The organism is Porphyromonas circumdentaria (assembly GCF_900167105.1).
Taxonomy (GTDB): domain Bacteria; phylum Bacteroidota; class Bacteroidia; order Bacteroidales; family Porphyromonadaceae; genus Porphyromonas; species Porphyromonas circumdentaria.
The window spans coordinates 1-19,528 of sequence record NZ_FUXE01000018.1; the positions used below are offsets into that span (position 1 = coordinate 1).

The 19,528-nt window shown below is 45.7% G+C and carries 15 protein-coding genes and 1 pseudogene; 7 read left to right on the plus strand and 9 right to left on the minus strand.

What is annotated here, in order from left to right:
* Nucleotides 1-138, plus strand: a pseudogene (locus B5D06_RS09195) (IS256 family transposase); the annotation flags it as partial.
* 67 nt (nucleotides 139-205) lie between these two features.
* Here B5D06_RS09195 and B5D06_RS07615 read toward each other — a convergent pair.
* From B5D06_RS07615 to B5D06_RS07650, 8 genes are all read right to left on the minus strand, one after another.
* Nucleotides 206-2,851: a DUF5686 family protein gene (locus tag B5D06_RS07615; protein ID WP_078737409.1), complete on the minus strand. Its 2,646-nt coding sequence runs from the start codon at nucleotides 2,849-2,851 to the stop codon at nucleotides 206-208.
* A gap of 32 nt (nucleotides 2,852-2,883) precedes the next feature.
* Nucleotides 2,884-4,407 carry an RNA polymerase factor sigma-54 gene (rpoN, locus tag B5D06_RS07620; protein WP_078737410.1) on the minus strand — a complete coding sequence of 508 codons (1,524 nt, stop codon included), beginning with the start codon at nucleotides 4,405-4,407 and terminating at the stop codon, nucleotides 2,884-2,886.
* Nucleotides 4,401-5,720 carry a UDP-N-acetylmuramoyl-tripeptide--D-alanyl-D-alanine ligase gene (locus B5D06_RS07625; protein WP_078737431.1) on the minus strand — a complete coding sequence of 440 codons (1,320 nt, stop codon included), beginning with the start codon at nucleotides 5,718-5,720 and terminating at the stop codon, nucleotides 4,401-4,403. Before B5D06_RS07625 ends, rpoN begins: the two co-directional genes overlap by 7 nt.
* A 177-nt stretch (nucleotides 5,721-5,897) precedes the next feature.
* Entirely contained in the window at nucleotides 5,898-6,719 is an 822-nt protein-coding gene (gene panB / locus B5D06_RS07630; RefSeq protein ID WP_078737411.1) for a 3-methyl-2-oxobutanoate hydroxymethyltransferase, read from the minus strand.
* A gap of 178 nt (nucleotides 6,720-6,897) precedes the next feature.
* Nucleotides 6,898-8,418 carry a glutamine-hydrolyzing GMP synthase gene (gene guaA, locus B5D06_RS07635; RefSeq protein WP_078737412.1) on the minus strand — a complete coding sequence of 507 codons (1,521 nt, stop codon included), beginning with the start codon at nucleotides 8,416-8,418 and terminating at the stop codon, nucleotides 6,898-6,900.
* A gap of 196 nt (nucleotides 8,419-8,614) precedes the next feature.
* Nucleotides 8,615-9,229: a 3'-5' exonuclease gene (locus B5D06_RS07640; protein ID WP_078737413.1), complete on the minus strand. Its 615-nt coding sequence runs from the start codon at nucleotides 9,227-9,229 to the stop codon at nucleotides 8,615-8,617.
* A gap of 2 nt (nucleotides 9,230-9,231) precedes the next feature.
* Nucleotides 9,232-9,840, minus strand: a complete 609-nt coding sequence (locus B5D06_RS07645; RefSeq protein WP_078737414.1) for a DUF5063 domain-containing protein — start codon at nucleotides 9,838-9,840, stop codon at nucleotides 9,232-9,234.
* A gap of 14 nt (nucleotides 9,841-9,854) precedes the next feature.
* On the minus strand, nucleotides 9,855-10,871 hold the full coding sequence (locus B5D06_RS07650; RefSeq protein WP_078737415.1) for an aspartate-semialdehyde dehydrogenase: 1,017 nt from the start codon (nucleotides 10,869-10,871) through the stop codon (nucleotides 9,855-9,857).
* A gap of 150 nt (nucleotides 10,872-11,021) precedes the next feature.
* On the opposite strand from B5D06_RS07650, the gene B5D06_RS07655 reads away from it, so the two are divergent.
* From B5D06_RS07655 to groL, 3 genes are all read left to right on the plus strand, one after another.
* Complete coding sequence (locus B5D06_RS07655; RefSeq protein ID WP_159442705.1) at nucleotides 11,022-12,863, plus strand: hypothetical protein; 1,842 nt, start codon at nucleotides 11,022-11,024, stop codon at nucleotides 12,861-12,863.
* A 435-nt stretch (nucleotides 12,864-13,298) separates the two neighbouring features.
* Complete coding sequence (locus tag B5D06_RS07665; protein ID WP_078737418.1) at nucleotides 13,299-13,568, plus strand: co-chaperone GroES; 270 nt, start codon at nucleotides 13,299-13,301, stop codon at nucleotides 13,566-13,568.
* A gap of 56 nt (nucleotides 13,569-13,624) precedes the next feature.
* Nucleotides 13,625-15,268 (plus strand): chaperonin GroEL, encoded by a 1,644-nt coding sequence (gene groL / locus B5D06_RS07670; protein ID WP_078737419.1) that lies wholly within the window; start codon nucleotides 13,625-13,627, stop codon nucleotides 15,266-15,268.
* Between the two features lie 112 nt (nucleotides 15,269-15,380).
* Here the strand turns inward: groL and B5D06_RS07675 are convergent, their stop codons facing one another.
* Nucleotides 15,381-16,337 carry a hypothetical protein gene (locus B5D06_RS07675; RefSeq protein WP_078737420.1) on the minus strand — a complete coding sequence of 319 codons (957 nt, stop codon included), beginning with the start codon at nucleotides 16,335-16,337 and terminating at the stop codon, nucleotides 15,381-15,383.
* 367 nt (nucleotides 16,338-16,704) lie between these two features.
* Between B5D06_RS07675 and B5D06_RS07680 the strand changes: the two genes are divergently transcribed.
* The 3 genes from B5D06_RS07680 to B5D06_RS07690 all read left to right on the plus strand — a co-directional run bounded on the left by B5D06_RS07680 (nucleotide 16,705) and on the right by B5D06_RS07690 (nucleotide 19,523).
* Complete coding sequence (locus B5D06_RS07680) at nucleotides 16,705-17,088, plus strand: C-GCAxxG-C-C family (seleno)protein (protein WP_078737421.1); 384 nt, start codon at nucleotides 16,705-16,707, stop codon at nucleotides 17,086-17,088.
* A 33-nt stretch (nucleotides 17,089-17,121) separates the two neighbouring features.
* The gene (locus B5D06_RS07685) at nucleotides 17,122-18,462 is read left to right on the plus strand and encodes an MATE family efflux transporter (RefSeq protein ID WP_078737422.1); all 1,341 of its coding nucleotides are present in this window, start codon (nucleotides 17,122-17,124) and stop codon (nucleotides 18,460-18,462) included.
* A gap of 125 nt (nucleotides 18,463-18,587) precedes the next feature.
* The gene (locus tag B5D06_RS07690) at nucleotides 18,588-19,523 is read left to right on the plus strand and encodes a mechanosensitive ion channel family protein (RefSeq protein WP_078737432.1); all 936 of its coding nucleotides are present in this window, start codon (nucleotides 18,588-18,590) and stop codon (nucleotides 19,521-19,523) included.
* Nucleotides 19,524-19,528: the final 5 nt, after the last annotated feature.

Sequence of the window (19,528 nt, forward strand, 5' to 3'; positions counted from 1 at the left end):
CAAAAGTCGGCATTTATTTCGGAAATGCTATCATCAGAGTCAGGAATTAACGAGATTATTCGAGTGTTATTGAACACCTTCTCCAAGCAAGAACGTGCTCTTTTTGTAGAGGAGCATAAAGGGGAACAGGGCAATGGTTCGGGCACTATCTTGGTACAGGTTTTATACCGCAGTAAGTATGATTCTCACTGCAGTATATCTGTCTTTAGAAAGACATGCCCATACCGATACGTATGCCCCACATAGGAGTATCGGAGAGAATACTGGGGGTAAAACGGTGAAAATAGTGTACCGCAAATATATTGAAGATACCCTCTACTCCTGCACTACCCTCTAAATAAAGATGATTGTGCATAGGGCTCACAGTTATCGGATACACAAACTCTCCTTCTCTATGCTTCGTCCTCTCACGAGATACATCTCCCCAATAACCATGAAGCGAAAACACCTCTCGCAAGCCTAAACGATTGATTAGCGGTATTCGGTTCAAGACAAGCCCTCTCATCCTGTAGAAGAAATTGAACTCCAAATACTTGTCGGCAACAAACTCCAAAGGACGCATCAACTGGAAGTTCTTACGAGAGAGTACCCAACTAGCATTGATACCAGGAGTATAGAAGTCTGCTTCGTCTACCTTTCCTAAGGACAATCCACCTAAGACTGAGGCATCTACATAACCAAAAAGCGAGAGATAAAACCGATTATAAAAAGAGAGCGCAACAGCCCCCTTGTGCCCATTATTGCCCAACACTCCATCGGGGAGGTAAGTAGCTCTAAGGCTAATGGTCGGGTGAAAACGCTTAAAGTTCATCGCTTGTTTAGGACGACGATTATCTATCGGCTCTTTACCTGGGGTAAAGGTTACAGATGCCCCGATAGTAGTACGCTGCAAAGAGGGTACTTCTATACGATCTCCCTCGTGGTTTATACGGTAGTAATGCAAATCTCCCGCAGAGGTCCTACGGTACACATTGCCCCAAAGACTTATTCCCCAAGTCTTGCTAAGGTCGGCAAGAAACGAGAGAGAAGCACTCTGTTCGTAATAACGTTCACGTATGTTCATAGTGCCCAAGAGAGTTCCCAAGCCGTCTTTGTAGAGTGCCTCCTCTTCATAACCTGGTACGAAGAGGTCGTTTTGTACCGTTAGAGCTATATTCTTGCGCGGATATTCATTTTCATGCGTATCTTTTTCGACAGGTGTATAAATAAGGCGAGCGTAGTACTTCCACCTCTCATCGCCCAAACCGTAGCCTACATAGCCCTGCCCAAAGAAATGAGGACTTAAACGTGCCGAGGTAACTCCCCCCAATCGTAAGCGCACTCCCTCTAAGGTATTCCATGCTATAACAGATTCCAAGGGGCCCAATTCGGCGTAATAATCCTCTCTTTTCAGCCTGTTCAAAGGCAATCCCAAAAAGCCTCTTGAGAGCAATTGTGCCCCTTTAGCTAGCGTGAGGTATATAGGGTCTTTATGCACATACTCCATCATGGCAAGTGTACCCTCACCCAGCGGAGGCAATGGCTCTGGACGGGTTACGATGCCGAACGAGGTACGTCGAGGTTTATCAATCTCCTTTCGCACCTCAGACGATAGGGCCTTACGAGGGTCGAGTGCTAAACTATCAAGAGCTTCCTCTCCCCGTTTATAGTGGGTGTATACAAAACTTTGGTAAAACTCTGCGTTCTGTTTTATCAAAGGGGTCGGAGATAAAAGAGTGTGCAGGTCTTGTCTTTTGGGTAACCAAAGTGTGTCCGATCCTAATACATGCGGAGCATATTCGGCAGTTAGATAACATCCCTGTACCCAATCCACATTGGCCTCTTTCGGCAGTTCAAGGTGCGCCTTAGCCAAAGCATACGAAGCAGTATCTATCCAAAGAGTACCCTTGAACCCAATACTGTGTATGCTAAAGGGCACTACACCTATCTGAAAAGAGGGTCTATCATTGAGCATGACTGTATCCAATAAGTAGTATTTGTAAAAAGAGGTCGAGAAAAGACTACTCATCGGTCCTGGAAAGCTGTTGAGAAAAAGCCCCAAATCGTTGTTGTAAAGGTTGATTTCGGGCATTAGTTCCTCCAAATTGAGCATTATCTGAGGCCCCTCTATTGCCTCCTCTATACCTTGGTAGCGACGCCCTATAATCAGTTCGTCCTGTTCTACGCCCCCTATATTGGCTCGTACAGAGTGTCGCTCTCGGATAGAAAAAGGGCGTACTTTCAGCCCTGCAAAGCCAGAGCTGTCGCTCCACGACTCCCAACGCTTCTTATCGATACCAAAAAGCGAACTAAAGGGTTTATGAAGAGAGTCGGTAAGACCGATGATTTGCCTGCGATAGACCTGATAACTAAAGTTTTTCTGTGACTCTACTCTATTCTTTTCCTTATTGGCAATAGCCCGTTCCATAATGGCAACGGCAGGATTGCCCTTTTTTCTATAACGTTTCTTTTTGGGAGAAACGACCACTGTCTGCAACTCTGCTCCTCGCAGATTGAACTGCCAATAGTATCCATTCTTAACCTTAGTTTGTTCTAAACGGATTGTTCCCGTGCGATATCCTACCATGGAGGCCGATAGTGTCTGGCGCAAATTCTTGGCATAATAGGCAGGGATGGTCAGTTTGAAGTTCCCATCGAGGTCGGCTACTGCACCAATATCTCTGTGTTTGGTAAGAAAAATAGAGGCTCCTACCAAAGGCTCTCCCGAAATACTATCGATGGCACGCCCCCGCACCATAATCTGCGATAGAGCAGGCATTGAGAGCAAAAGGAGAAAAAGCACTGATGCAAAGGCCCTTCTCAAAGGGGATAAGTCTCCATAAAGGAGGATAGATTTATTCAGATGTTTCATTGTTTTGGTTTATGTGTGGTGTTCTTTTATAGTTATAGCTCCCGACGAAGTCGAGCTATCGGTATATTTAACTGTTCTCGGTACTTGGCTACGGTACGCCGAGCCACGGTCAAACCTCTCTCGGCAAGCATTGTTTCTATTTGAGCATCCGACAGGGGTCTACGTTTATCTTCCTGTTCTATTAAAGATTGGATTAAAGCTTTGGTCTGACGGGTAGAGACAGCATCTCCCTCCTCACGCACCGTCCCCTCGCTAAAAAAGTATTTCAACGAGTAGATACCATAGTCGCTCTGCACATACTTACGAGAGGTAATTCTGCTTACCGTACTTATGTCGTAACCTGCGCGTTCGGCCACGTCTTTCAGTCCCATAGGGCGTAATAGGGCTACATCCCCAAGGCGGAAAAAGGGTTCTTGCAGTTCCACAATAATTTGCATTACAGAGAGTAGCGTACTCCGACGGCGGGTAATAGCTCCGATGAACCACGAAGCCTCCTGCACTCTTTGACGTGCAAAGTCTCTCGCAGCCTTTTCTTCGGGACGTTCCTCTTTAATCTTTTGCGCAGAAGGTCTCTCGCTCAAGACTCTGTATTCGGGTGAAATACGCAGAGAGGGTATGCCAGGAGGATCGTTTAGCCACAAGAGCAATTTTTCGTCCCTGAGATGTACCGTGAAGTCGGGCGTAATGCGAGCAGCAGCAGCCTCCACAGCACTACCAAATCCATTAGCAGGACGGGGAGTCAAAGAGCGTATCAAATGCTGCACCGAAGCAAACTCATCTTCCGAAAGGGATAGTGCCTGCATGATACTCTTATAGCGTCTATTGGCAAGGGTTTCGAAGTGATGCTCCACAATCTCTGTTGCCAAGGAGATGCGGTGTAGTTGCTCTTCCTCTTCTTTATACTGCTCTTTGAGGCGAAGCAACTGCAACGACAAGCACTCCTGCAAATCTTTCGCCGCCACTCCAGCAGGTTCTAACGACTGTATCTTGTGTAAAACTTGCTCTATGGTTTCGTGCGAGACGGTGATATTCTCATTGAAAAGAAGGTCATCCTCTATATCTCTGAAGTTTAGTTTGAAGTAACCATCGTCGGTAAGATTGCCTACGATGTACTCGGCCACAGTACGCTCCTCGGGAGTAAGAGGAAGGGTGATGAACTGCTCCCGCAAGTAATCGGACAAAGTATTTGTATCTCCAGCAAACGGGATCTCCTCTCGTTGCTCCTCAACCTCCTGTATCAAACGCAGTTTATACTCGGGAATATCATCTTCCGAAGCATAATCATCGGTCGAAAAATCGTTGTTCTCTGTCGAAGAGGTGTAGAGCTCCTCCTCTGGAGCCGTATACTCGACCTGCTCTGCTCCTATCTCTGCGCCCTCTTGTTCAGAGGATAATTCGGGGCTATGCGGGTCTACCTCCAAAGCAGGGTTAGTGGCAAGTTCTTCTTGAATGCGATCTGCCAGTTCCACACAGGGGATCTCCAACAACAAGAACTGCTGTATCTGCTGTGTGGTTAGAGACTGTTTCTGCTTCTGAACTAACGATTGATCTAACATAACTCCACTAAAGAACTAAAACGCATACTGTTCGATGCTTTTAGGAGTATAAGTTGCCCATGAAAAGGGGTAGAAGAAAGAGTCTTTAGGAGCTCGTCCCGAGACGAAAAGTAATACAAGTGCGGAGCTTTTATCTCTTTATGAAGGGCGTAAAAAGCTCTACCTACCAGATAAATGGTTTCCACGCCAGAAAGCTGAGAGACATACTCGGCAATGTTTCGGTGCTCCTCTTCTGAGGCAGACCCTAATTCGTACATATCGCCCAGTATCATAACTTTGGGGCGAGAGGAAGCGAGCGAAGCAAAGTTATCTACCGCTATGCGCATACTCGTTGGATTCGCATTATAGGCATCTACTATAAGCTCATTATCTCTTGTGGTAGAGGGTATGAATTGAGATCTATTGTTCGTAGGGCGATATGCCTCTAAGGCTTTAACAATATCCTCTATGGGGATGCCGAAAGTGAGACCTGCAGCAACGGCAGAGAGAGCATTCGGCAGATTATAATCGCCCACAAGATGCGTATGTACATCATACGTCAAGTCTTCGTAAAACAGACGAAAGGCGAGGAAATAGCCTCCGAGATGAGGCATCAAGTTACCCCTTACTTGAGCTTCGACATCTGTACCGTAGGTAACCGAGGGTATCCCATCTGCAGCTTTTGGTAATATAGCATCATCGCTATGCAAGAAAACTTTACCTCCATGTGCACGGACATAATCATAAAGCTCGCTCTTCGTCTGTACAACTCCTTCATAAGAACCGAAGCCCTCTAAGTGAGCTCTTCCGATATTGGTTATAAGAGCATAGTCTGGCTCGGCTATATCCGTAAGCTGTTTGATATCGCCTCTGTGAGAAGCCCCCATCTCGACAACTGCTATTTGATGCGCTCGTTGCAAGCGCAGTAACGTGAGAGGTACTCCAATATGATTATTCAAATTACCCTCTGTAGCTCCTACATTATAATGTTGGCGCAATACGGTAGCAACCAACTCCTTGGTAGTAGTCTTTCCGTTGGTACCTGTAATAGCGAGTAACGGCAAGCCCAAAGCTCTCCTATGATATCGAGCTAAATCGGAAAGGGTTTGTAGCACATTTTCAACCCACAGACAGTGCTTATCCAACCTCGCTATCTCTGGGTCGTCTACAACGGCATAACTACAACCCTCTTTCAGCACTTGCAGGGCAAATTGATTACCATCGAACCGCTCTCCTTTTAGCGCAAAGAAGAGAGCTCGAGGCTGGAAATTACGACTATCTGTAGTAACACTTCCCGCTGCGAGAAAGAGTTCGTATAACTGTTCTATAGTAATCTTCGGCTCAAACATCTGCATTCAAAAAAGACTCCAATGCCTCCCTTATTTCCATTTACTGCAAAACAGGCAAAACGCTACGAAAAACAAATATAAGGTAAAAGCGGGTTCTCTCAAAATGGAGGAGAAACGACAGGGCTCTTTAGGACTAAAAGTCTATTCATCAATAGATAAAGGCTAATACTGCTCTTCTAAATTGGGAAAGTCTTGCGCTTTTACATCACTGATATACTGGGTAAAAGCTTGACGCATCAATTCTCCCAATTCGGCATAAAGGCGTAAAAAACGGGGACGAAAGCCCTCGTTAAGTCCTACCATATCGTGCAATACGAGTACTTGTCCGTCCACAGCTCCTCCAGCTCCGATACCAATAACTGGTATAGTAAGCTCTTGTGCTACTCTTGCCGCAAGCGTAGCGGGGATTTTCTCTAATACAATGGCAAAACAGCCCAGTTCTTCCAGAAGATGAGCATCGCGTACCAACTTGTTAGCCTCTTCCTCCTCTCGAGCTCGCACGTTATAGGAGCCGAATTTGTTTATGGATTGAGGCGTAAGTCCCAAGTGTCCCATAACAGGGATACCTGCCGAAAGAATGCGTTCTACCGACTCTCGTATCTCACGGCCTCCCTCTACTTTTATAGCATCGGCATGGGTTATCTTCATCACCTTTATAGCCGAGTCAAGGGCGAGCATAGGGTTACCTTGATAAGAGCCGAAGGGAAGGTCTACTACGACCAAAGCTCTTTGCACTGCTTTTACGACCGATTTGCCGTGATAAATCATTTGATCCAACGTAATGGGTAGTGTGGTGATATTACCCGCCATAACGTTAGAGGCCGAATCGCCCACCAAAATAACATCCATACCAGCACTATCGACCAACTTTGCCATAGTGTAGTCATAAGCGGTAAGCATTGCTATCTTTTCGCCACGCCCTTTCATTTCGAGCAATCGATGCGTGGTTACCTTACGCGAGTCTTCTGGTTGGTAAGTAGACATAATAGTTCTTTGCTTTTGGTCGGCATCCTATGCTTGATAACCGACAGTAATGATTTGAGAAAAGTATAGACTAAAAAGCACAAGACACCCAACGGATTTGTCTCTCCATTGGGTGAACTGTACTTTGGGGATTATATTCTATGTAAAGACACAACAATCTATCGATACGAATGCTCTATCACTCCCATTCTATCGTGCTGGGTGGTTTGGAAGAGATGTCATACACTACACGGTTTACGCCGCGCACCTTATTGATGATTTCATTAGATACTTTGGCCAAAAACTCATAGGGCAAACGAGTCCAGTCGGCACTCATAGCATCGACACTGTTTACAGCACGTAATGCTATTGTATATTCATATGTACGCTCATCGCCCATTACCCCTACCGACTTCACGGGCAGAAGAATAGCCCCAGCCTGCCATACAGAGTTGTATAGTCCCTGCCTACGCATCTCACTCATATATATATGATCTGCTTCCTGTAGAATGCGCACCTTCTCGGGGGTAACTTCTCCGAGGATACGTATTCCCAAACCAGGGCCAGGGAATGGATGGCGTTCTAACAAATGAGCCTGCATACCGAGAGCCTTTCCTACACGTCGCACCTCATCTTTGAAGAGGGTACGGATAGGTTCTACCAGTTGCAACTTCATGCGCTCGGGAAGCCCTCCTACGTTATGATGGCTCTTGATGACCATGCCAGTTATATTGATAGACTCGATAATATCGGGGTAAATAGTCCCCTGACCGAGCCATTTGATGCCTTGTAGCTTAGAGGCCTCTGCCTCGAATACATCAATAAAGCCTTTACCTATAATCTTACGTTTCTGCTCGGGGTCTGAAATGCCCTGCAAGGCTGTGTAGAACTGTTCGTGAGCATCCACGCCAATTACATTAAGACCCAAATGACGGTAATCATCGAGTACTTGCTCTGCCTCGCCCTTACGGAGTAAACCATGATCCACAAAGATACAAGTGAGGTTGCTGCCGATAGCACGATGCAACAAAACTGCTACTACCGAACTATCTACACCTCCACTCAAGGCCAAAAGCACCTTATCTTCGCCCAACTGCTTACGAAGCTCCACCACAGAACGCTCTATGAAAGCATCGGGAGACCAGTTACCTGCAATGCCCACAATGTTAATGAAATTGTCCAAGAGCTTTACCCCCTCTGCACTGTGGAATGCCTCGGGGTGGAACTGCACTCCCCACGTTTGCTCTCCCTCGATACGGTATGCCGCATTAGTAACTTGATCGGTAGAGGCAATAGTAGTGAATCCTGCGGGAAGCTCTGTTATGGTATCTCCGTGAGACATCCATACGGTACTCTGCGGAGAGAGCCCTTTCAAAAGAGGGTCCTCGGGTACTACTAAGTTCAATTGCGAAGAGCCATACTCTCGTGTCTCTGAGGGCTCTACCTTACCGCCTGCCTGATAAACCAGACTTTGCGCTCCGTAGCAAATACCCAGTAGAGGGAAGCGACCACGCAACTCGCTAAGAGTAATGCGAAAAGCTTTCGGATCATAGACCGAATAAGGACTGCCCGAAAGTATTACCCCACGCACCCCCTCGATGTTCTCGGGAAGTTTGTTGTAGGGAACGATCTCACAATAGGTATTAAGGTCACGAATACGACGGCCAATAAGCTGTGTAGTTTGTGAACCAAAATCAAGGATCAATATTTTTTCTTGCATACAACTCACTAATTTGTGAGCAAAGGTACTAAAAAAGGTGTGTCAAATAGATATGTGCTTCGGCAACTCAAGAGTTTAGGGGATAGGCATCTTTCAAAAGAAGATCTCCCAGTCTGCCGATTTAATCCATAAATTAAGACCATTGTTTCCTACAGTGCTTGCTGTTATTAAACAATGGCCTCTATCTCGGTATGGATCATTGAATAAGAGCAAAAGCTATGGGGTGGGGGCGGGGCTGTGTCATGAGGAAGTTGTAAATACGCAGGCAGGCATAGGCATCGAGTGCCGCGTAACCCATTTGTTTGTCGGTAAGATGCTTTGCTTCCCAGTTGGTAACGCGTTGCGACTTACTAATCCGCTCATTAAAAAGTATCGCGTAGATGCGTTGCAACCCCGAGTCTTTAATCCCGTAGCCTGGACACAATTTCTGTAACTCTACGAACCCTTGAGGGCTAAGTTGCATCTTACGACGCATTACCTTATAATCGTCGTGCAGACTAAGCCCTATCTTATAGACGTCGGGATTGGTTATAAAGTCACACAACTCCTGTGTAAAACCTATTTTATTGACACGAAAGAGGTAGGCATCGGTAAGTGTAGAGACTTGAATCAATGAGACCTCTGCCTGTCCATCTCTTTTGAAAACGGGTTTACTCTCGGTGTCGAACCCCACGACCCTTTCGTCGCTCAACGCTTTGAGGGCAAGGGTAGCGGTCTCTTCATCTTCTATTAAATGTATCTTCCCTGGGAAAGTCGCTATCCTCTCAATAGCCCCAATCTCCTCTTTTGATATAGAAGCACGTAAATTCATCTTTAGTCAAACATTTTATCGATATGAGCCTCGAAATCCTCTTCGGTAAGTGTCGTCGCATTTTTATGGATAGTCTCTTCCTCTTGTGTGTAGTGTACACGGTGCAATGCACGAAGTGCGGCAAGAAGACGATCGCCCCAATACTCCTGAAACTGTGTATGGGTAAAGGAGAGAGCTGCGGGTAAAGCGACAAAATTCTCGTCTCTTAAGATACCCACCAAATTACCCACAGGTTGGTAAACATCTGCCAAGCACTCCGATATGCGGGCTGTCATCGGTACGTCACTATACTGCATATCGTCTGCAAGTGTTTCCAAAAAGAGATCTTCACCATCCAAAAGATCTTCAATGCTTCGCTGTACATAGGTGTACTCCTCCTCGCTCACACTCTCGGGGAGGAGCGCAAAGAGTTCTTCCAACTCGTCAGAGAGTTCAATCTCAGGGAGTAACGAAGATTTTACATAAAGAAGCGGCAAAATTTTCAGTAATCGCTCTACGAAATCGGCACGCTGCGTCTGCTTGGCCTCGTGAAGCAAAGCGCAGAAAGGCACAGCCACGGTAGCAAACTCCAATACCTCGGGCGTTAGATAGTTCGACTCTTGTGTACTCATGGTTTCTCTCCCTCTTAACTTTTGGTTATACCATTATGCGCAATAAGCCACTCGGCTATCTGTACGGCATTAAGGGCTGCCCCCTTACGGATCTGATCTGCCACACACCAAAATGTAATACCTCCGTTGCTGGCTATATCCTTACGGATGCGCCCCACATATACGGGGTCTTTATCTGCCACAAAGAGAGGCATCGGATACTCCAATTCCTTGGGGTCATCTATTACAACAATACCCTCCTGCGCGTCGAAGGCTTTACGAGCCGCTTCGGGAGAAATAGGGTGCTCCCCTCGTACCCAAATAGCTTCGCTATGAGCGCGCAATACAGGTACGCGCACACAGGTTGCACTTACCGATATATTACTGTGCATGATCTTCTGCGTTTCGCGGTGCATTTTAAGTTCCTCTTTGGTATAATCATCTTGATCGAACTTGTCGATATGTGGGATTACATTATAGAGGAGTTGGTGCGCAAACTTCTGTACCTCAAGAGGTGCTCCCTGCGCTGCCGAACGTACCTGCTCGCGAAGTTCTTCCATAGCGAGATTACCTGCGCCACTCGCCGCTTGGTAGGTCGCCACGTGCACCTCTTTGAGCGGAGTGATTTTATTCAAGGCATGAAGAGCAACTACCATCTGTATGGTAGAGCAGTTGGGGTTGGCGATGATATGACGAGGCGTGTGTAGGGCATCTTCGGGATTTACCTCGGGCACAACGAGTGGTACATCCTGCTCCATGCGAAAGGCCGAGGAGTTATCAATCATCAATGTACCATGGCGTGTAATCGTAGCGGCATACTCTCTTGAGGTATCTCCCCCTGCCGAAACAAAAGCTATGTCTATATCTTTGAAAGCATCGTTATGACACAATTCCTCTACGACACAAGTTTTACCCTTTATCGTGTACGTGCGTCCAGCACTGCGCGAAGAGCCAAACAGGCGGATTTCGTCTGCGGGAAAATCTCGCTCCTCTATAAGACGTATAAACTCCCCTCCTACTGCTCCAGAGACTCCTACAATGGCTATTCTCATATCTTATTTATTCTTTTACTAAAAACATTTAACTTCGTCCTGTCATTAGAACTTTGAGAACAAAGGTACTCACTTTAAGCTAATTGCTATTTCATGTTTGCTGTTAAGAAAAACTTTTCGTTCTTTTCTTCCCTCAGAGGGTATCTCTCTTTGCTTAGTATTATACTCCTCCTTATTGGGTTTCTCGCTCCAAGACGGTTTTACGCACAGGAGGTCAATGCTTGGGCTACAACCCCGCTCTCTTCCCCACTATGGGAGGGTACAAAAGATAAGTTTCAACTCCAAGAGGGGGTGCTATCCCTCTCCGATTCAGCACCTCAAGCACGCAACAATAGGGCATGGCTTTTCTATCCCTACGCTCCCTCTCCTTCTCAATCTTTACAGGGGGAAATAACCTTTAACTTTACCCCTACCTCGTACAACTACTTCTACCTTCTACTTTTTCCCTATACCCCTCAAGTAATTACATCAGAAGGAGTACACCAAGACTATGTAGCCTTGTTGGTGGGAAAAGATAAGGTTACACAATGGGTTACGGTGCGAACGACAAAGAAGGCAGAGGGGCAATGCTCTCTATCACTACTCTCAACTCTTTTGAGCGATTCTCCTTTGTACAATTTCGATACGACACCCAACCACCTTGCATGGCGTCTTTCTTGGAGTACCAATGGGGAATGCACGCTGTGGCTCAATACCTACAACTCGCTTCGTAAAGAGATGCGCCGCATTGGTTCGCTCAGCAAAGAGGAAAGCCTGAAACCTATTGATGCACCCTCTCAATGGGGTGTGTACTTTTGTTATACTCAAAGGAATGCTAAGGCTTGGCAATTACTCAACTGGAAAAATACAGAAAGTCCCTCATCTATAGAAGATCCCACTCCAGAGGAGGAGCAGAGTCTCTTTTATGACCTCAGCTATGCCCCTCAACGACTTACTTTACAGTGCAAAAGAACCTTTGCCACACATCGAATGAGGGCTACTTTAGAGCCTTATGACGCCACTATCCGCCCTGCCAAAGAGGGCGATTTGCTCCATCTCTATTTAGAAAAACCTCTTTTAGCAGGTCGCTATCGCCTTACTCTAACGGAACTTTACACCATAGAGGGTAATCCTCTGCCCGAGGAAAGCTTTATCTTCTCGTTGGAAGAAGAATCTCCTCCGCCCACTCCCATAGAGGAACCTCAAGGCGACGAACACCCTCTTCTAAGCGAGGTTATGTATTATCCCCGTTTGGGAGGGAGCGAATACATAGAACTCTTTAATCCCTCGCACACTTCCCTCGATCTGAGCCTGTACGGTATAGCCCTACGCAACGAGGGTAGATTGGGAAAAATCTACCCAATCAGAGGGAAGAATACACAAATACCCTCTGGACAATACAAGGCCATTACCCCATGGAGCAAAGATTTAATCGAGCACTTTGCCACTCCTACTGATAGTTTGATAGAGGTATCTCGCTTTCCTAACCTACCGAACCATAAGGGGCAAATCGTTTTACTGCGATTGGCAGATACTCTTTGTCTCGAAGAGGTCATCTACGCACCCGAGGGTAAAGAACGTCAGGAGGAGCTACAAGGTATGGCTTGGGCACGTATCTCTTTTGAAAAGCCTGCAGAAGAGCCGACGAACTGGTATAGGGTACGAGGCGATCAGTTCTATGGTTCTCCAGGGAGGCATAATACTGCGGAGGAAGAATTTTATAACGAAAACGAAAAAAACTCAGAAACACCTCGTACTCCGCAAGAGGTAGCACGCTTTGTGTTACGTAACGAACGGGAAAAAGGATTCCGAGCAACCGCCTTTTGGTACAACACCTCGGGCGAAAGAATAGCCCTCTACGATCAACAGCAACTCCTCCTTTGGTGCCGAAACCTACTCAATGGCAAGGGGGAACTACCATACCGAGCACCCCATACGCTACTGATTCTATCGGTAGAGCTGCGTACGGGAGCCATGAAAAAGAGCCGAAAGATGCACCTCTTCTTTCGTTAAAAAGCAGGTTTGTTTTAGCAAGCTTTTATTCCCTCCTGTGCAAACTCGAGTTTTCTCCTATGCAAACTTGAGTTCCCTTATGTGCAAACTTTCAAAACCTTCTGTGTAAACTTTTTTGCACTCGTTACCCCCAATGACAAAGGGTATATACGCTCTTAAAAGTGTACCATACCCAAAGTCTTTCTTCGGACAAAATGTCCCGCATAAACCTCCATCATCTGCTCCGAAGACACCCAACTTTCTATCTTTATTGACAGAAGAGTTATCCACCTTGCACAGGAAAAGGAGTGCAACACGATTATATCTCACGTACTAAATGTTTCGAGCTGTTGGCACATAAATTGTATTCTCTTTGTTGTGTGCTCTTACATCGCAACAGAGGCATACTTGTATGACAATTAAAAAGGAATATAAATAACGAATTAAAGTAAGATTATGAACATCAAACCACTCGCAGACCGCGTTGTTATTAAACCCGCCGTTGCAGAAGAAAAGTCTCAAGGAGGTATCATCATCCCCGATACCGCTAAAGAAAAACCATTGAAGGGTAAAGTTATTGCCGTAGGTAAGGGCACTAAAGACCAAGCTATGGAACTCAAAGAGGGAGATATCGTACTCTATGGTAAGTATGCGGGTACCGAAATAGAAATAGATGGAGATAAGGTACTCATCATGCGCGAAAGCGACGTGTTGGCTATACTCTAAGTTGGTGTTGAGATAGAAATCTTTAATTGAATATAAATACGTAAGAATATAAAGCTATGGCTAAAGAAATAAAATTCGATGTGGAAGCACGTGAGTTGCTCAAGAAGGGTGTAGATGAATTGGCAAATGCCGTAAAGGTAACTCTCGGACCTAAGGGTCGTAACGTCATTATCGGCAAATCGTACGGCGCACCTCATATTACCAAAGATGGTGTGAGCGTGGCCAAAGAAATAGAGCTCGACTGTCCTATCTGCAATATGGGAGCACAGTTGGTACGTGAGGTAGCCTCCAAAACCAATGACGATGCGGGCGATGGTACTACTACGGCTACCGTATTGGCGCAAAGCATCATCAGTGTAGGACTTAAAAACGTTGCTGCTGGAGCCAACCCTATGGACCTCAAACGTGGTATCGACAAAGCAGTTACCACAGTAGTGGAAGACCTCGCTAAGCAGAGCCAAGCTGTGGGAGATGATTTGAAAAAAATCGAGCACGTAGCTAAAATTTCTGCCAACGGCGATGAGGAAATCGGTCGTCTCATAGCAGAGGCAATGGACAAGGTTAAGAAAGAAGGCGTAATCACAGTAGAGGAAGCTAAGGGCACCGAAACCAGTGTTAAGGTGGTAGAAGGTATGCAGTTCGACCGTGGCTATATCTCTCCCTACTTCGTAACCAATACAGAGAAGATGGAAACGCAGATGGATAACCCCTATATCCTTCTTTACGACAAAAAGATCTCTGTAATCAAAGACATCCTCCCATTATTGGAAAAGAGCTTGCAAACAGGTCGTCCTCTCCTCATCATCGCAGAAGACCTCGACAGTGAAGCTCTTGCAACGCTCGTTGTGAACCGTTTGCGTGGTGGTCTTAAGGTGTGTGCTGTGAAGGCTCCTGGCTTTGGAGACCGTCGTAAGGCTATGCTCCAAGACATCGCGATCCTCACGGGAGCTACCGTTATCAGCGAAGAGACAGGTCTCTCTCTCGAAAATGCAACCATCGAAATGCTGGGACAAGCAGAGAAAGTTACCGTAGACAAAGACAACACAACTATTGTAAACGGTATGGGCGACAAGTCTTTGCTTGAGGAGCGTGTAGCACAAATCCGTAAACAGATCGAAAATACCACAAGCGACTACGACCGCGAAAAACTCCAGGAACGTTTGGCAAAACTCGCAGGCGGTGTAGCGGTACTCTACGTAGGTGCAGCGAGCGAAGTGGAAATGAAGGAGAAAAAAGACCGCGTAGAGGATGCTTTGAGCGCGACCCGTGCAGCTATCGAGGAGGGAACAGTACCTGGTGGAGGAACTGCTTATATCCGTGCTATCGAAGTACTCGAGAAGCTTAAGGGCGAGAACGAAGACGAAACTACTGGTATCGATATCGTTAAGCGTGCCATCGAAGAACCTCTCCGTCAGATTGTATCTAACGCAGGAAAAGAGGGTGCCGTAGTGGTGCAAAAAGTACGCGAAGGTAAGGGAGACTTTGGTTACAATGCTCGTATCGATAAGTATGAAAACCTCTATGAGTCTGGCGTAATCGATCCTACCAAGGTATCTCGTGTAGCCCTCGAAAACGCTGCTTCTATTGCAGGCATGTTCCTCACTACCGAGTGCGTTATCGCAGATAAAAAAGAAGATAAGCCCGATATGAGTGCGGCAGCTGCTGCGGCCATGGGTGGCGGTATGGGCGGTATGATGTAATCTATCCGACTCGTCTTACCGTGCAGTAAAACCCACTGTACGGAAAAATAAAAAGAACCCTCCTTGCACAACGCAAGGAAGGGTTCTTTATTGGCTACTTACTCTCTTGTGTTTAGAAAGTATATAGGGTGGACTCGTTGTCGATGCGAATAAGCACTGTACCCCTCTCTACCGAAGCGGGTAAACGTACCACTACGCTGTTCTCAAAGGTCTCTTGATGTGCCAACAACTGTCCCGCCATATTGTACACCGAAAAAGTGTGAGGCTTGGCATCTTCCAAAGAAATCTGCAATTGCCCCTCTGAATAAACAATCTTTGCTTTCGAGAGCAAAGGAGTTTCTACCGAGCGAGGCACTTTGTAGTTTATCTCGCAACCTTTCTCTGGATACAATGTAAAACTCTTTCCTTGGACATCCGTAAAGCATAACAGCTCCTCACAAGTGCAATTTCCTCCCACAATAGCAGGACTTAAAAATCCGCTAATCCCTTGATTGGGACCTATTCCCTCTATCCAAAAACCAGTGAATCGACTAAAAAAACGCTCGTTAGACAAAGGATCTGCAACAGGTTGTTCGTCCTGCTTTGTCCAAGGAACATTCTTTGAACCGATGGCCAATTGATAAATACGTCGATTTACTCCATTTATCACTCTATTGGTAATAGCAACAATCTTTATACGAAGAAGATCATTTCCATATATTTCTCCAACTTGCCTATTATAGTCAAAGATTTCTTCTTCATCTTTTAAATCAAGACCCTTTGTATATACTTTACCTGTGGTTAAATCTTCTCGCATAAAGGAATAAGGCTTCTTATCCTTCAAGATTTCAAAGTATTTCTTTCCGTCTTTTTCTACCTCTCGCTCGATGGTATAGTGATAGGTAGTCTTGTCTGTACCTAACTTTTTAGGAGGACTTGTCTCTCCGTCAAAGACATCACACTCTTCATGGGTATTCCACTTGTTACCTATGGCAAACATGGGTAACATCTTTGCTTCTTGGCTTTTTGCAACAAATACAGTGCAGAAAAGCATCGGGATAAACAACCCGATAAATCTTTTGCTCATCATAAAACGTTTCTTTATTTTTTTGTAACTATTCACATGGCATATAAAAACCTTCCTTTGCAAGTCAAAACATCTACCGGCTATCTAAGGGAGACCAAAGCAAGCAGAGATGTATTTATCCCTCCTCTTACTCTACTCTAAACTATAGATATGGAGAAGAAAAAACATGCAAAATCTTTAGAAACACCTCTTTAGTGCAATTTATGTAATCGCCACTTATTATCTAACATTCTGTTTGTTTTTTGATATTATTTCCTAAGAAGCTGTTGGTGTCTAGTAGGAATCTCTTACGCGCAAGAAAGAACAAAGAGTGAATAAAAAGGATTACCTTTGAACGACGAAAAGGAATATAAATCAAGAAGATAAAGAAATGAATAAGGAAGAAAATAAGAGGGCTGTCGACTATTTTCATGCAGGACCTAATAATTGGAACTGCGCGCAGTCTATCGTAAAGAGTTTTCAGACAGAAGCCAACATGAGCGATGAGGATATAGAACTCACCTATCGCTCCAAGGGGGGCGGTCGTGCCGAGGGAGGACTATGCGGAGCGGTGTACTCTGCTAAACAGGTTTTGGGAGAAGATTCGCCCGAGGCTATTGCTCTCGAGGAGGAGTTTCGTCAGCAGTGGGATGCTCTCACTTGTAGAGATTTGAAAGCTGTAAAACGTGTACCCTGCACCGATACAGTATCTCTCGCCGATAAACTTTTAGAGAAATATTTGGCTATACAACAAGAGCGTCTCGCTCACTCCTAAGAGAGCACAAACGATCGCTCCTAAATTCATAGTATGCCCCAGCAATCAGACCAACAATCCCTGACTTCAGCTTCTTTGCGTAGGCTAATATGGGGGCTTGCTATACCCAATATCGTTTCTAACATTACCGTACCCTTGCTCTCTTTGGTAGATGTAGGGCTTGCAGGTAATATGTCTGTATATGGGAGCATAGGAGCCGTAGCCCTTGCCTCTGTGGTGGTCAATACGTTGTACTGGCTCTTTGGTTTTCTTCGTATGGGTACTACGGGCTTGGTAGCTCAAGCCTATGGGGCTAATGATGTAGAGGCTATTAACCGAAACTTAGGGCGAGGAGTGGTCTTGGCACTGCTCATTGGCTTACTTCTCTCTCTCTTAATGCCTTTGATGGCGTTTTTTGTGCATGTAATGGCACAGGGCGATGCCGAGATGGCCACCCAAGCCGAGCGTTATATACGCATAGCCCTTTTGGGAGCACCTGCTACTATGTTGCTGTATGTCTTTAATGGCTGGTTCATAGGTATGCAGAACACTCGTACGCCGATGGTGGGAGCTATCCTCGTGAATGTAATTAACATTTTTATCAGCTATCTCTGTGTACGAGGCTTAGATATGGGAGTAGAGGGTTTGGCTTGGGGCACTATCGGAGCACAATATATAGGAGTTATCTTCCTTTGGCTTCGAGCTCTCTTTTCGTACCGCTCTGTACTGGCACATTTTCGAGCGAAAGACCTTTTGCAACTCACAGGGGCACGCCACTACTTAGGCGTAAATAGAGACCTCTTTCTGCGCTCTATTTTGCTCAGCGGAGTTACTCTTTTCTTTACCTATGCTTCGACAGCCGAGGGGGAACTTATTGTCTCTTCCAACACCTTGCTGCTACAGTTTTTTACGCTCTTCTCCTACTTTATGGATGGTTTTGCTTATGCGGGCGAGGCTCTTGCAGGCCGCTTTATCGGTATGAAGCAACGCGTGCTTTTGCAACGTCTCGTGCATCAACTCTTTGCCATAGGTGTCCCGCTCACTTTGTTGGCAGGATTACTCTATTATCTACTGCCTGCACCGCTTCTACATCTACTCTCCAGTCGAGAAGATATCGTTCAAACAGCCATGGAGTACGTGCATTGGGCAGCCTTGATACCCCCAATGGGCTTTGCAGCTTTCCTTTGGGATGGGATTTTTATCGGAGGCACTTATGCCAAAGGGTTACTGTGGAGTATGCTATGGGCTACAGCTCTCTTTTTCATCCTCTACTACTCATTGCACCCCATTTTAGGGGTAACGGCTCTTTGGATAGCTTTCAATGCCTATTTACTTACACGCGGAGTGGTACAAACCCTTCTTTTCCCCCGTTTTTTACGCCGATTGAGTTTTTAATCGCTATCTCATTAAAAAGCTAAAGAGATAAGGCACTTCATCTCTTTTCTTTACGAGGTATAATGGATGGCTCTATGCTTTATTGTACTTTTGCCGTGGACAAATTCTATAAAACTATATACTATATGCCCTATAAATTATTGACTGGGATGGTGGCAGACACGACCCAAAAATTAGAACCTATTATTCCCAAAGAGCTTTCTGCCGAACAAATCTCAAAAATAAACTTCGGAGCATTGCTTTCCGATTGGGTTAAGCTTTTCATTGACTTTGGTATACGTGTGCTTATAGCCGTTGCCATTTTCTACATAGGACAGTTGCTCTCTCGCTTAGTGTTACGTCTCATCAACAAAGCGATGGTGAAGCGCAACTTAGACCCTGCCGTACGTACGTTTCTGAGCTCTCTTCTTAAGGTTGTCTTCGTTATAATATTGCTTATAATTGCCATCAATGTTTTGGGGGTTGCGCCCGTATCTTTTGCTGCACTTATGGCGGCAGCTGGGGTCACTCTCGGAGCTTCTTTGAGCGGTCAACTACAGAACTTTGCTGGAGGAATCATCCTATTAGTTACCCGTCCTTTCCATGTGGGAGACTATATCTCTTTCGAGTCGGTAGAGGGTTTCGTACAGCGTGTTGCCATCTTCTACACAACCCTAACGACGGCCGACAATAAAGTAATACACATCCCCAACGGACGTCTTTCGAGCGATATTATTATCAATTTCAGTGCTATGACCATGCGCCGCTGTCAAATAATCGTAGGGGTAGACTATGACACTCCCTTTGAGAAAGTACGTTCCATACTGCAAAAACTCCTTGAGCAAGACCCTCGCATCCTGCGCGACCAACCTATTAACATTGAGGTACACGAGATGGCGGCAAGCTCGGTGAATATCCTTGTACGTGTTTGGTGCAAGACAGAAGACTATTGGGATCTCTTCTGGTGGCTCAATAAAGAGGTCTATGCTGTGTTCAACAAGGAGGGTATTTCTTTTGCCTTTCCACAGTTACGCATTCACAAAGAGAAGGAGAAGTCGCCAAAGGTTGTAGAAAACGAGTAATTTTG

Coding starts and splice junctions, on each gene's coding strand:
- B5D06_RS07680 (WP_078737421.1), top strand. CDS start 16,705: ATGAATAAGGAAGAAAATAAGAGGGCTGTCGACTATTTTCATGCAGGA.
- B5D06_RS07690 (WP_078737432.1), top strand. CDS start 18,588: ATGCCCTATAAATTATTGACTGGGATGGTGGCAGACACGACCCAAAAA.
- B5D06_RS07645 (WP_078737414.1), bottom strand. CDS start 9,840: ATGAGTACACAAGAGTCGAACTATCTAACGCCCGAGGTATTGGAGTTT.
- B5D06_RS07615 (WP_078737409.1), bottom strand. CDS start 2,851: ATGAAACATCTGAATAAATCTATCCTCCTTTATGGAGACTTATCCCCT.
- panB (WP_078737411.1), bottom strand. CDS start 6,719: ATGTCTACTTACCAACCAGAAGACTCGCGTAAGGTAACCACGCATCGA.
- B5D06_RS07640 (WP_078737413.1), bottom strand. CDS start 9,229: ATGAATTTACGTGCTTCTATATCAAAAGAGGAGATTGGGGCTATTGAG.
- guaA (WP_078737412.1), bottom strand. CDS start 8,418: ATGCAAGAAAAAATATTGATCCTTGATTTTGGTTCACAAACTACACAG.
- B5D06_RS07650 (WP_078737415.1), bottom strand. CDS start 10,871: ATGAGAATAGCCATTGTAGGAGTCTCTGGAGCAGTAGGAGGGGAGTTT.
- rpoN (WP_078737410.1), bottom strand. CDS start 4,407: ATGTTAGATCAATCGTTAGTTCAGAAGCAGAAACAGTCTCTAACCACA.
- B5D06_RS07665 (WP_078737418.1), top strand. CDS start 13,299: ATGAACATCAAACCACTCGCAGACCGCGTTGTTATTAAACCCGCCGTT.
- B5D06_RS07685 (WP_078737422.1), top strand. CDS start 17,122: ATGCCCCAGCAATCAGACCAACAATCCCTGACTTCAGCTTCTTTGCGT.
- B5D06_RS07675 (WP_078737420.1), bottom strand. CDS start 16,337: ATGATGAGCAAAAGATTTATCGGGTTGTTTATCCCGATGCTTTTCTGC.
- groL (WP_078737419.1), top strand. CDS start 13,625: ATGGCTAAAGAAATAAAATTCGATGTGGAAGCACGTGAGTTGCTCAAG.